Source organism: Pectobacterium cacticida (genome assembly GCF_036885195.1).
Taxonomy (GTDB): domain Bacteria; phylum Pseudomonadota; class Gammaproteobacteria; order Enterobacterales; family Enterobacteriaceae; genus Pectobacterium; species Pectobacterium cacticida.
The window spans coordinates 1,409,565-1,421,760 of the sequence record NZ_CP133656.1; the positions used below are offsets into that span (position 1 = coordinate 1,409,565).

Sequence of the window (12,196 nt, forward strand, 5' to 3'; positions counted from 1 at the left end):
GCGCAGCTATTTAGCTTCAAGCGATATTCCGTCGGAAAATGGCATACGCCGCCGAGCCGGTGGTGAGTGTGATAATGAACAACGGCCACAGGCTACCCCAGATAATGCTGAAATCCGCGTCCTTGAGGTAAATTTGCTTTGTTATATCGGTGAAATGGCGGATCGGGTTAATCCAGGTGAGGTCTTGCAACCAGATCGGCATGTTCTCAACCGGTGAAATATAGCCGGAAAGCAGGATCGCGGGCATCAGGAAGACGAACACGCCGATGAACGCCTGCTGCTGTGTGGCGCAGAGCGAGGATATCAGTAGGCCAAAGCCCACCAGCGATAGGCCGTAGATCAGCATCGTAGCGTAAAACAGCAGTAGCGATCCGGCGAAGGGGATATGGAAAATCAGGATGCCTGCCAGCAGCACGATCGTGGCTTGAAACGTGGCGACGATCAGCGCCGGTACGGCTTTACCAATGAATATCTGACTGGTTGACAGCGGCGAAACCAGCAGTTGTTCCAGCGTGCCTTGTTCCCGCTCGCGCGCGACGGAGAGGGCGGTGACAATCAGTACGCCGATCGTCGCGATCATGGCAATCAGCGACGGCACCACAAACCATTTATAGTCCAGATTGGGATTATACCAGTGGCGGACCACCAGCTCGCTGTTGTTCTGATTATGGGTAGCACTAATTTGAGCGGGGCTGGCCGCTAGCAATGCCAACTGATAATCGCGCACGATGTGCTGTACATCGTTAGCGGCGATCTGCGCGCTGTTAGAGCGTCGGCCATCCAGAATCAGCTGAATCGAGGTGCTATTTCCGCTGGCGATATCACGCGAGAACTGCGGCGGGAAGCGCAGAATGAGAAGCGCACGCTGATTATCCAGCGTCGGTGCCACGTCCTGCGGGCTATGCAGCATCAACACCTGGGAAAAGGACTTCGCCTTGGCAAAGCGCTGCGTCAACTCAATCGCATGCGGGCCGTTATCCTCGCTGTAAATGGCAATGGTCGCGTTGGTCACGTCGAGCGTCGCGGCGAAAGGAAACAGGGCAACCTGAAGGATAACGGGCAGCACTAGAATGGAGCGCGTTTGCGGATCGCGCAGCAGCGATTGCAGTTCCTTAATAATCAACGTCCACAGACGATGCAGCATAGTCGCTCCTTAATCCAGCCTGCGCCGGGTTTGCCAGGCCGTCAGGCCAATAAAGACCAGCGCCGAGAGAATGAGAAACAACAGGTTAGTCATCAGCACGGTGCTGATGTTGCCCGCGAGAAACAGCGTTTGTAGCGTGCTGACGAAATAGCGCGCCGGGATGAGGTATGACACGCCGCGGACGAATTCCGGCATGCTGTCGATTTCAAAAATAAAGCCGGACAGCATGATGGCGGGCAGAAATGCCGCATTCAGCGCCACCATGGCGGCGTTGAACTGGTTACGGGTGAGAGTGGAAATGAGCAGACCCATGCCCAGCGTACTGGCCAGGAATAGGCTGCTGATAATAAAGAGTAAAATCAGCGAGCCGCGATAGGGCACCTGCATGATAAACGTTGAGACCAGAATACACAGCGTCATTGCCGTCATCCCGAGAAAGTAATACGGGATGAGTTTGGACAGCAGCAGTTCGGTACGGGTGACCTGCGTTGAGAGTAGCGCTTCCATTGTCCCGCGTTCCCACTCGCGAGCGATAACCAGCGAGGTGAGAATAGCGCCAATCACCGTCATAATGATGGTAATCGCGCCGGGGATGATGAAATGTTGACTGATGGCGGCCGGGTTAAACCAGTAGCGTGACTGTACCTCGATAAGCTGTTCGAACGTCTCACCGCGATCTTCCGCCCGCTGCTGTTGCCACAGCAGCCAAATGCCTTCCGCGTATCCCTGCACAAAATTCGCCGTATTGGGTTCGCTGCCGTCGGTAATGACCTGGATCGGGGCGCGATCGCCCGGCCGCGCCAACCGTTCGGCAAAATCAGTGGGGATGACGATCAGGCCGCGGATGCTGCCTGCCTGCATCTGCTGAATCAGGTACTGGCGATTATTGCTGATGGTCGGCGCGATAAATGGCGATGCCGCAAAGGTATGCGCCAGATCGCGCGCGTCCTCACTTTGTTGTTCCATCAGGATGCCGACGTGCAGGCGACTGGAATCCAGATTAATGCCGTAGCCGAAGATAAACAGCAGCAACAACGGGATCACGAAGGCGATCAGTCCGCTGCTGGGGTCGCGCAAGATCTGGCGGGTTTCTTTCAGACACAGCGCCCGCAGGCGACGCGTCGAGAAACGCGTGCTGCCGTGCTGGTTGGTGTTGTCCGGCTCAACGTTATTCTGTTCAACCATGTTCCGCCTCCTCATCGTATGCCTGAATCAGTGCGATAAACGCTTCTTCCATCGTTGGTGATGGCGTCTCTGCGCTGGCTGCCTGCTGTTTCAGTTCGTCCGGCGTGCCGCTGGCGATCAGCTTACCGCGATACACCAGTCCGATGCGGTCGCAATATTCGGCTTCGTCCATAAAGTGCGTGGTGACCATCACCGTGACGCCGCGGTTAACCATGCCGTTGATATGTATCCAGAATTCACGTCGGGTCAGCGGATCGACGCCGGAGGTCGGTTCGTCGAGAAACAGAATATCGGGTTCATGCATCAGCGCGCAGGCCAGCGCCAGCCGCTGCTTAAAGCCCAGCGGCAGCGCGTCCGGCGTTTGACGATAAATCGGCTGAAAGTTGAAGGCGTCGCTCATATCGGCCATTTTATCGCGCTGTGCCTTGCCTTTGAGTCCATAAACGCCGGAAAAAAAGCGCAGATTTTGTTCGACGGTCAGGTTGCCGTAGAGCGAAAACTTTTGCGCCATGTACCCCAAATGCTGGCGAGCTTTGCCGGAACTGGTTTTCAGATCCATATCGAGCACTAGCGCTTTGCCGTCAGTTGGCACCAGCAGGCCGCACATCATCTTGAACGTGGTCGATTTCCCCGCCCCGTTGGGGCCGAGCAGGCCGAAAATTTCTCCCCGCTTTACCTGAAAACTGACGTGATCGGTGGCGGCGAAATCACCAAATTTCTTCGTCAGTGCCTGAGCTTCAATGACGGTTTCGCCGCTGCTGACGTCAATCTGCGGCATGATGCGCGCCAGTGATGATGCGCTGGCTGGGCCGCCACCCAGCAGATCGATAAAGGCATCCTCGAAGCGTGGCTCGGTGTCGTGCAGACAACCCGCTTCCAGATGCAGGGTGGCGAGCAGCGATGCCCGATCCGCACCGGGTTTCAGTATTAACCTGACGTACTGTCCCTGAATCACGCCGTCACTCACCTGTGGCAAACGCAGCGCTTCCTGCAACACATCCCGATGTCGACGATCGCCAGTATCAATCAGAATGCAGCGTCCCGCCATGCGTGCGGTCAGATCGCGCGGCGCGCCGCGATACAGCAGTTCGCCTTCGTTCAGTAGCAGCACATCCCGACACTGCTCTGCCTCATCGAGATACGACGTGCTCCACAGGATCAACATGCCGTCATCGGCCAGTTCGTGCACCATGTGCCACAGTTCACGGCGAGAAATGGGGTCGACGCCGACGCCCGGTTCATCCAGCAGCAGCACCTTAGGCTGCCCGAGCAGCGTACAGGCCAGCCCCAGTTTCTGTTTCATGCCGCCGGAGAGTTTGCCTGCCAGCCTGTCGGTAAAACGGGTCAGGTCGGTAAACGACAGCAGGCGATCGAAGGTGTCTTTACGTAGATCGCCAGTAATACCGCGCAGATCGGCATACAGCGTCAGGTTCTCCATTACCGTCAGATCTTCATACAGGCCAAACTTTTGCGGCATGTAGCCCAAAATGGCATGCAGTTGGCGATCGTCTTTGATGGGATCCAGATTCGCCACGCGCAGCGTACCGCGGCTGGGCGTTAATAGCCCCGCCAGCATGCGCAGCAGGGTAGTTTTCCCTGCACCATCTGGGCCAACCAGTCCGGTCACGGCGCCGCTGCTTATCTCAGCGGTGAGGCTGGCGAGCGCGGGTTTTTCCTGTCCGGCAAAGCGTTTTTCCAGCCCGTCCAACGCGATCTGCGCGGGAAAATTAGTCATGATGAGCGGGCTCGTGCGTGCGGTTGGCATCCTCCGTGCGGGCATCTTCAAGGCGTAGTGTGACGGGCATGCCTTGCCGTAAACCGTCATCAGGATCGGTAACAACAATGCGCAGGCGATACACTAAATCGGTACGGAGATCTTCGGTCTCGACGCTTTTCGGCGTGAATTCGGCGCTTGGCGAGACAAAACCGACTTTGCCGCGATAGGGCTGATTGGGGCGGCCATCGGTGTAAATCAGCATGTAGCTACCGGGCACGACGCGACCGAGGTCTTTCTCGCTCACGTAGGCGCGTACCCAAACGGGTCGCGTCAGGGAAAGGGTGAAAACGGTACTGCCCGCTGCCAGCATGCTACCCTTTTCGGCGGCGCGGGTGAGGATTACGCCGGGAGAGGGAGCCACTAATTCGGTATCCTGCCTATCCAGTTCCGCCTGGGCCAGCCCGGCTTCGGCCTGAGCTACGGCCGCCTGCGCGGCGGCAATTTCCTGTGGCCGGTTACCGCGTTCGAACTGGCTCAGCTTGTCTTTCGCGGCTTGTAGTGTCGCAAGCGCCTGATTGCGTGCGGTTCTGGCGTCGTCCAGCATATTGGCGGAAATGGCGCGCTTATCCCACAGCCCTTGCTGACGCTGATAGAAACGGTTGGCGTAATCATAGGCAGCCTGACTCTGGACTACCTGAGATCGCACCTGCGCGATCTCTTCCTGTCGGTAGCCTTCCTGCGCCAACTGGAGCTGCGCCTGTGCGCTGGCAAGGTTGGCCTGCGCCTGATGTTGTGCATTCTGATAAGGCGCGGCATCAAGTATTGCCAGCGATTGGCCGGTTTGCACCGTATCGCCCTCATCGACCTTCAGCTCGGCCACTCTGCCACCCACTCGGAAGGCCAGATTGACGGTGCGGATATCGACATTGCCGTAGAGCGTTAACGGTTTTTGCTGCTGTTGCTGGTGGTGATAAAAGCCATAACCTGCACCGAGCAGGACAAGAATGAGGGCGGCAAATGCCAATTTTCTCTTGTTCATTACGCAGGATTCCTTGTTTATCTGCGGTATGTTCATCGGCGACCGTCATCCCGCAGGCGTTTGGATGACGTATCATCCCTTATATTGAGACAACCTTTAATCATATGACGGGTTACCGGGATTTATGGCAAATTGTTATGATCAACATCACAAAATACGCGGTATTGCGGCGCAGATTTAGCAGATCGCCGTCAAACCGGAGCGATGCTGATAAAAATCCCTCAGGGCTGATAAATCTCTGCTACAATTGCTGTCAGTCATGCACCGTAGTTGTGCTCGTTCCCCGTGGTTATGGCGTCAATAGCGATCAGCCAAACCCATCTTACTGACCCTCTGAAAACTACACCGGCGGCTGTCCGGTCAGAGCGGATCTGGAGTTGTTCTTTTTATGTCATTTGATTCTCTCGGCCTGAGTGCCGATATTCTGCGCGCGATTGAAGAGCAGGGTTATCGCGATCCTACGCCCGTTCAGCGTCAGGCCATTCCTCTCGTGCTGGATGGGCGCGATTTGATGGCTAGTGCCCAAACGGGTACAGGTAAAACGGCGGGCTTTACGCTGCCATTATTGCAATTGCTGACGAGTCGCGAAGCGCAGAATAAAGGGAAAGGCCGCCGTCCGGTACGCGCGCTGATTTTGACGCCAACCCGCGAGCTGGCGGCACAGATTGATGAGAACGTGAAAGCGTATAGCAAATATTTACCCTTGCGTTCACTGGTTGTTTTCGGCGGGGTGAGTATTAACCCGCAGATGATGAAACTACGCAGCGGCGTGGATATTCTGGTTGCGACGCCGGGACGTCTACTCGATTTGGAACATCAGAATGCCGTTGACCTCTCGCAGGTAGAAATTCTGGTGTTGGATGAAGCCGACCGTATGCTTGACATGGGGTTCATCCACGATATTCGCCGTGTGTTAGCGAAATTGCCTGCCAAACGGCAAAACCTGCTGTTCTCTGCGACCTTCTCTGATGAGATTAAAGGGTTGGCGAATAAATTGCTGACGCATCCGGCTTCGGTGGAAGTGGTGCGACGCAATACGCCGTCCGAGCTAGTGACTCAGCATGTGCATTTTGTCGATAAGCGCCGTAAACGTGAGCTGTTATCGCAGTTGATTGGCCAGAATAACTGGCGGCAGGTGCTGGTATTTACCCGTACCAAGCATGGCGCCAACCACCTGGCTGAACTGCTGGAAAAAGACGGTATTACCGCCGCGGCTATCCACGGTAATAAAAGCCAAGGCGCGCGGACTCGCGCATTGGCGAACTTTAAAGACGGCAGCATTCGCGTGCTGGTTGCGACCGACATCGCCGCGCGCGGTTTGGATATCGACCAGTTGCCGCATGTGGTGAACTATGAGTTGCCAAACGTGCCGGAAGACTATGTTCACCGTATAGGCCGTACCGGTCGTGCGGAAGCGACTGGCGAAGCGCTGTCGCTGGTGTGTGTGGATGAACATAAACTACTGCGCGATATCGAACGCCTGCTGAAGCGCGAGATCCCACGTATCGCTATTGAGGGCTATGAGCCAGATCCGTCTATCAAGGCGGAGCCGATTGTCAATGGCCGTCAGGGTAATCGTGGCGGTGGCGCGCGTAGTGGCGCTCCGCGCGCGTCATCTGAACGCCCCCAGAGCGGACGCCGCTCGACCGATAACCCGCGTAAAGCGGGCGGCAATGGCGCGAGTCCGTGGGGGAATAGTGGCAACAGTCAGGGCGAAGGACAGCGCCGTGCGCCGCGTCCGCAAAATCGCAGTAAGGTCGCTGTAAAATAGTCTCTTCGACGGCGTCAATTGGCCCCCCGTGTTCGGTATGATGCCGTCGCAAGCCGCCTGAAAGGGCGGCAATCTCGTTATTCGGTTTCATCACCGTAATACAACTTCCCAATGCGGATAATATCGCGACCTTGTGATTTACGATGCTGATTGGTATCGCGCAAGGAATAAATGCAGCCGCAATATTCCTGTTGATAAAACCGTTCACGCTTGCTGATTTCAATCATGCGCGACGAGCCGCCCCCTTTACGCCAGTTGTAATCCCAATAAACGATGCCGGGATATTTCTGCGCGGCCTGATGTCCGCATTCGTTAATCTGCTGCATATTTTTCCAGCGCGAGATACCCAGCGAACTTGATATCACGCTAAAGCCATTTTCCGCGGCATAAAGCGCGGTGCGCTCGAAGCGCATATCAAAACACATGGTGCAACGAATACCGCGTTCGGGTTCCCTTTCCATCCCTTTCGCACGTTCGAACCAGTTATCGGTATCATAATCCGCGTCAATAAAAGGGACGCCGTGTTTATCGGCGAAACGAATATTTTCTTCTTTGCGGATCAGGTATTCGCGCTGTGGATGGATGTTGGGATTATAAAAGAAAATAGTGTAGTCGATGCCAGAGGCGGTAATCGCCTCCATGACTTCGCCAGAGCAGGGCGCGCAGCAGGAATGCAATAGCAGCTTGTCCGCATTGTTCGGTAAAGAAAGGATAGGGCGTTGTAATGGGGTAGTTTTGACAGTCGACATAAAAATAACCACTTTGTTAGGATTCGTTGGAACGGCGTCGCACAAACTTGTAACGGATTATTGATGATGTATTTACAAGAGGCAACCTCTGCCCATCCAGCGTTATCTTTCTCGTTATGTTCTCCGTACAATGGCGCTGACATTCCTTGCCTTTTGGGCCGGACAATAATGGCTGTAATTAACGATAAAATGGTTACTGAGTAATGTTATGCGTGTTCTGCTTGCCCCGATGGAAGGGGTTCTCGACGCGTTAGTGCGAGAACTGCTGACCGAAGTTAATGATTATGATCTGTGTATTACTGAATTTTTGCGCGTGGTGGATCAATGCCTGCCGATTAAATCTTTTTATCGTCTCTGCCCGGAGTTACACCACGCCAGTCGCACGCCGTCAGGTACGCCGGTTCGGGTGCAACTGCTGGGGCAGTATCCGCAGTGGCTGGCGGAAAATGCGGCGCGGGCGGTGGAATTAGGGTCGTATGGCGTCGATCTCAACTGCGGTTGTCCGTCAAAGGTGGTTAATGGCAGCGGCGGCGGTGCGACGCTGTTAAAAGATCCTGAACTGATTTATCAGGGCGCGAAGGCGATGCGTGAGGCGGTGCCTGCGCATTTGCCGGTTACTGTGAAAATCCGTCTGGGTTGGGATTCCGGCGATCGGCAGTTTGAAATTGCCGATGCGGTACAACAGGCGGGCGCCAGTGAACTGGCTGTGCATGGACGCACGAAAGAAGACGGCTACAAGGCCGAACGCATTAACTGGCAAGCGATAGGGGAAATTCGCCAGCGATTACGAATCCCCGTGATCGCTAACGGCGAAATCTGGGACTGGCAGAGCGCGCAGGAGTGTATGGCTGTGACAGGTTGCGACGCCGTGATGATCGGCCGCGGCGCGCTGAACGTACCGAATCTTAGCCGCGTGATTAAGTATCATGAACCACGTATGCCGTGGCCTGAGGTGATGCTGCTGCTGCAAAAATACGTGCGGCTGGAAAAGCAGGGCGATACCGGCATGTACCATGTGGCGCGCATCAAACAATGGCTTGGCTATTTGCGCAAAGAATATGCTGCGGCAGCGGCATTATTTAGCGAAATCCGTACGCTGAAAACGTCGGCGGATATCGCGCGTGTGATTGGTGAGCCTTAGCGCTCACCGCATCTGGCAGGCAATTTTTCTTCGTTAAAGGGCATATCCATCTTTTCTCCGTCCAATACTTTACTTTACGAATCGGTTAACGGTATAACACGCTCACTATTTAGCGGTTTAGACGTCTATACTGTTTGTTAACACGCAGCATGGCGGGGATATTTATCAAAAAAGGTCATCATGGAACAACGTGCAACAGGCTCGGGAGAGCAGTTTAAACGCACCATGAAAGCGCGTCATTTGGTGATGCTTTCGCTTGGCGGTGTCATTGGCACTGGTCTGTTTTTCAATACGGGATACATTATTTCTACCACCGGTGCGGCGGGCACACTATTAGCGTATTTAATTGGCGCGCTCGTCGTGTATCTGGTGATGCTGAGTCTGGGGGAGCTGTCCGTCGCGATGCCGGAAACCGGTGCATTTCACGTCTATGCTTCCCGCTATCTCAGCCCGGCGACAGGTTATACCGTGGCTTGGCTCTATTGGCTGACGTGGACGGTCGCGCTGGGCTCCAGCCTGACCGCCGCCGGTTTTTGTATGCAGTATTGGTTCCCACAGGTGCCCGTCTGGATTTGGTGCCTGCTGTTTTGTGTATTGATATATCTACTGAACATCGTCTCGTCTCGCTTCTTTGCCGAGGGGGAATTTTGGTTTTCTATCGTGAAAGTCGTGACGATTCTTGCCTTTATCGTGCTGGGGACGGGGGCGATGTTTGGCTTTATTCCGATGCAGGACGGCTCACCTGCGCCGTTTTTACAGAATATGACCGCGTCTGGCTGGTTCCCACACGGCGGATTGCCGATTTTAATGACAATGGTGGCGGTCAATTTCGCCTTCTCTGGCACGGAGCTGATTGGTATCGCGGCGGGAGAAACGGAGAACCCGCAGAAAGTGGTGCCAATGGCGATCCGCACGACCGTTGCGCGCCTGGTAATCTTCTTTCTGGGAACGGTACTGGTGTTGGCGGCGCTGATCCCGATGCAAGAAGCGGGCATCGCTAAAAGCCCGTTTGTGCTGGTGTTTGAAAAAATTGGCATCCCTTATGCCGCCGATATTTTTAATTTCGTGATTTTGACGGCGATCTTGTCTGCGGCTAACTCTGGGCTGTATGCCTCGGGGCGTATGCTGTGGTCGTTGTCCAATGAAGGCACGTTGCCACGTCGTTTTTCTCGTCTAACGCGTCGTGGGATTCCGCTCTTTGCCATTTCCGTTAGTATGTTGGGCGGGTTATTGGCTCTGTTTTCCAGTGTGGTCGCGCCGGATACTGTTTACGTAGCGCTCTCTGCGATTTCCGGCTTTGCCGTGGTAGCGGTGTGGCTGAGCATTTGTGCCTCACATTATCAGTTTCGTCGTCATTATCTCCATGCCGGTAAGCCTCTCTCCGATCTGCAATATCGTGCGCCGGGATATCCGTTCACACCGGTGCTTGGTTTCCTAATGTGCCTGCTTGCCTGTGTCGGGTTGGCGTTTGACCCCAGTCAGCGGATAGCACTGTGGTGTGGCGTACCGTTTGTCGCATTGTGTTATGGGAGTTATTACATCACGCAGTCGATGAAACGACGTGCCTTAGCGGGAGTGCAAAATGTTGGGTGAAAATAGCGTGGCAGGCCTACTGGCGACGGTAAACACGATAGTGTTGGATGGCGCGCTGGCGACCGAACTGGAAGCGCGTGGCTGTGACTTAACAGACCCACTGTGGTCGGCAAAAATACTGGTTGAAAACCCAGATCTGATTTATCAGGTCCACCTTGACTATTTCAAGGCTGGGGCACAGTGCGCGATTACCGCCAGCTATCAGGCGACACCGCAAGGGTTTACGGCGCGCGGCTATAGCGAAGCGGCGTCGCTAGCGCTGATTGCCAAGAGTGTACAGCTTGCGGCACAGGCGCGGGATGATTATCGTCGCGATAATCCCCAGAGCGGGACGTTGCTGGTGGCAGGATCGGTGGGGCCATATGGCGCTTACTTAGCGGATGGATCAGAGTATCGTGGCGATTATCAGCTATCACAGGCCGAAATGATGGCGTTCCATCGGCCGCGTATGATGGCGTTGCTTGAGGCTGGTGCGGATCTTCTGGCCTGTGAGACATTGCCGTCTTTTACCGAAATTGACGCGCTGGTGGCACTACTGGCTGAATTCCCTCAGGCGCAGGCCTGGTTCTCCTTCACATTGCGCGACAGCGAGCATCTCAGCGACGGCACGCCATTGCGCTCGGTGCTGACAAGTGTCAACGCTTGCCCGCAGGCGATTGCCGTGGGTGTCAACTGCATCGCGTTGGAAAACGTGACGCCTGCGCTGAGGCACCTGTCCTCACTGACAGATTTACCGTTGGTGGTTTATCCTAATTCCGGCGAGCAGTATGATGCAATAACGAAAACCTGGCGTCGCGCTCATGGTGCGGCTTGCTCCCTGACGGCGTATTTGCCCGAGTGGCAGGCGGCAGGCGCGCGTTTGATTGGCGGCTGCTGTCGCACCACGCCCGCAGATATTGCCAGCATTGCACGCTGCTGCCAGCATAAGGTCAATATGTAAAAAAGGAGGTAGGGGGATGGGAAATAATGTGAATCTGCAACGGGCCTATATTCAAGCCCGACAGGGCGTTGCCCCCGATTCGTCGGTAACGGTGTTATGCATCGGCGAGCAGCAGACGAATGTCATCTGTGGGGCGGGGAGCCAACCGCCGACCACGTTGTCACTGGCTCTTGGTGTCAACAACATAGCGACGATGTTTTTCAAGCATCTTCCCCCGACGCCGGATGAAATGGAGCGGGCGATTATGGTGGTTGAGGATGAAGTCATGCGTATTCGCCACGACATCCCAACGGGTTCCTCGTTGTTTTCTTTCGATCCTAATTTAGTTTCCCTTGCACAAGTTTCAGGCGCGGAAGAGGAGGGTGGCGGTTGGTGTTTGCCACTGGATGACCTGGAGCGAACATTTAAACGTCTGGAACGTGTCATGTTGGGGAGCCCGTCGACCTGGGAAGGAATTCCGCTTGATAATAGCTTTTCTGCCCGGCTCCTGATTTTACGAGAGTTTATGCACCATCACGGCTTTAATGCAGTATTCCTATCGCCATTTCCGGCAATTGTTGCATAGAAGAACTCGCGGTTTTTCCTTTCTCGTCTAGTATTAATGGCGGTCAGTATTCGAAAGCATGCTGAGCGTATTTTTCACCGTGTGGACGGCAGAGAGCCATTGACGTTTGCTGAATAAAAATTGTGCTCGGTATATCAGTCGTTATAAGGTAATAATGCGATGTCATTATCGCACTCATGTTATCACGGTGGCAGGATGCATAAGGAGTCAGGGAGGATGGGAGGGCGGCTAATGTGCCACATTATGTTATCTATATGATCTATTTGCGGATGACTGAATCATTATTGTCTTGAATTTTCGTATCATGGCGCAATAAAACGCTGTTCGATGTGGTGGAGAGTCAATGTTATTT

General features: G+C 54.7%; 10 protein-coding genes. 5 read left to right on the forward strand and 5 right to left on the reverse strand.

Annotation, left to right across the window (positions count from 1 at the left end; translation table 11 throughout):
• Positions 1 to 16: 16 nt before the first annotated feature.
• The 4 genes from RFN81_RS06740 to hlyD are packed head-to-tail and all read right to left on the reverse strand — an operon-like array spanning position 17 to position 5,085.
• Complete coding sequence (locus RFN81_RS06740; RefSeq protein WP_264498350.1) at positions 17 to 1,144, reverse strand: ABC transporter permease; 1,128 nt, start codon at positions 1,142 to 1,144, stop codon at positions 17 to 19.
• A gap of 9 nt (positions 1,145 to 1,153) precedes the next feature.
• Positions 1,154 to 2,329 (reverse strand): ABC transporter permease, encoded by a 1,176-nt coding sequence (locus RFN81_RS06745; RefSeq protein WP_264498351.1) that lies wholly within the window; start codon positions 2,327 to 2,329, stop codon positions 1,154 to 1,156.
• A complete protein-coding gene (locus RFN81_RS06750; RefSeq protein ID WP_264498352.1) occupies positions 2,322 to 4,064 on the reverse strand; it encodes an ATP-binding cassette domain-containing protein in 1,743 nt (580 codons plus the stop codon). The genes RFN81_RS06745 and RFN81_RS06750 overlap by 8 nt, the downstream gene beginning before the upstream one ends.
• Positions 4,057 to 5,085, reverse strand: coding sequence for a secretion protein HlyD (gene hlyD / locus RFN81_RS06755; RefSeq protein ID WP_264498353.1), 1,029 nt, complete (start codon positions 5,083 to 5,085; stop codon positions 4,057 to 4,059). Before hlyD ends, RFN81_RS06750 begins: the two co-directional genes overlap by 8 nt.
• A gap of 388 nt (positions 5,086 to 5,473) precedes the next feature.
• Between hlyD and rhlE the strand changes: the two genes are divergently transcribed.
• Positions 5,474 to 6,856: an ATP-dependent RNA helicase RhlE gene (gene rhlE, locus RFN81_RS06760; RefSeq protein ID WP_264498354.1), complete on the forward strand. Its 1,383-nt coding sequence runs from the start codon at positions 5,474 to 5,476 to the stop codon at positions 6,854 to 6,856.
• 77 nt (positions 6,857 to 6,933) lie between these two features.
• Here the strand turns inward: rhlE and RFN81_RS06765 are convergent, their stop codons facing one another.
• Positions 6,934 to 7,605: an epoxyqueuosine reductase QueH gene (locus tag RFN81_RS06765; protein ID WP_264498355.1), complete on the reverse strand. Its 672-nt coding sequence runs from the start codon at positions 7,603 to 7,605 to the stop codon at positions 6,934 to 6,936.
• A 208-nt stretch (positions 7,606 to 7,813) separates the two neighbouring features.
• Between RFN81_RS06765 and dusC the strand changes: the two genes are divergently transcribed.
• The 4 genes from dusC (at position 7,814) to RFN81_RS06785 (ending at position 11,844) form a co-directional block, all read left to right on the forward strand.
• Positions 7,814 to 8,746, forward strand: coding sequence for a tRNA dihydrouridine(16) synthase DusC (gene dusC, locus RFN81_RS06770; protein ID WP_264498356.1), 933 nt, complete (start codon positions 7,814 to 7,816; stop codon positions 8,744 to 8,746).
• A 180-nt stretch (positions 8,747 to 8,926) separates the two neighbouring features.
• A complete protein-coding gene (gene mmuP / locus RFN81_RS06775) occupies positions 8,927 to 10,339 on the forward strand; it encodes an S-methylmethionine permease (protein ID WP_264498357.1) in 1,413 nt (470 codons plus the stop codon).
• Positions 10,329 to 11,279: a homocysteine S-methyltransferase gene (mmuM, locus tag RFN81_RS06780; protein WP_264498358.1), complete on the forward strand. Its 951-nt coding sequence runs from the start codon at positions 10,329 to 10,331 to the stop codon at positions 11,277 to 11,279. Before mmuP ends, mmuM begins: the two co-directional genes overlap by 11 nt.
• A 16-nt stretch (positions 11,280 to 11,295) precedes the next feature.
• On the forward strand, positions 11,296 to 11,844 hold the full coding sequence (locus tag RFN81_RS06785; protein WP_264498359.1) for a hypothetical protein: 549 nt from the start codon (positions 11,296 to 11,298) through the stop codon (positions 11,842 to 11,844).
• Positions 11,845 to 12,196: the final 352 nt, after the last annotated feature.

Excerpts from the sequence above, each read along its gene's own strand:
- dusC (WP_264498356.1), top strand. The coding sequence starts at position 7,814 with ATGCGTGTTCTGCTTGCCCCGATGGAAGGGGTTCTCGACGCGTTAGTG.
- mmuP (WP_264498357.1), top strand. The coding sequence starts at position 8,927 with ATGGAACAACGTGCAACAGGCTCGGGAGAGCAGTTTAAACGCACCATG.
- mmuM (WP_264498358.1), top strand. The coding sequence starts at position 10,329 with ATGTTGGGTGAAAATAGCGTGGCAGGCCTACTGGCGACGGTAAACACG.
- RFN81_RS06740 (WP_264498350.1), bottom strand. The coding sequence starts at position 1,144 with ATGCTGCATCGTCTGTGGACGTTGATTATTAAGGAACTGCAATCGCTG.
- RFN81_RS06785 (WP_264498359.1), top strand. The coding sequence starts at position 11,296 with ATGGGAAATAATGTGAATCTGCAACGGGCCTATATTCAAGCCCGACAG.
- RFN81_RS06745 (WP_264498351.1), bottom strand. The coding sequence starts at position 2,329 with ATGGTTGAACAGAATAACGTTGAGCCGGACAACACCAACCAGCACGGC.
- hlyD (WP_264498353.1), bottom strand. The coding sequence starts at position 5,085 with ATGAACAAGAGAAAATTGGCATTTGCCGCCCTCATTCTTGTCCTGCTC.
- rhlE (WP_264498354.1), top strand. The coding sequence starts at position 5,474 with ATGTCATTTGATTCTCTCGGCCTGAGTGCCGATATTCTGCGCGCGATT.
- RFN81_RS06750 (WP_264498352.1), bottom strand. The coding sequence starts at position 4,064 with ATGACTAATTTTCCCGCGCAGATCGCGTTGGACGGGCTGGAAAAACGC.
- RFN81_RS06765 (WP_264498355.1), bottom strand. The coding sequence starts at position 7,605 with ATGTCGACTGTCAAAACTACCCCATTACAACGCCCTATCCTTTCTTTA.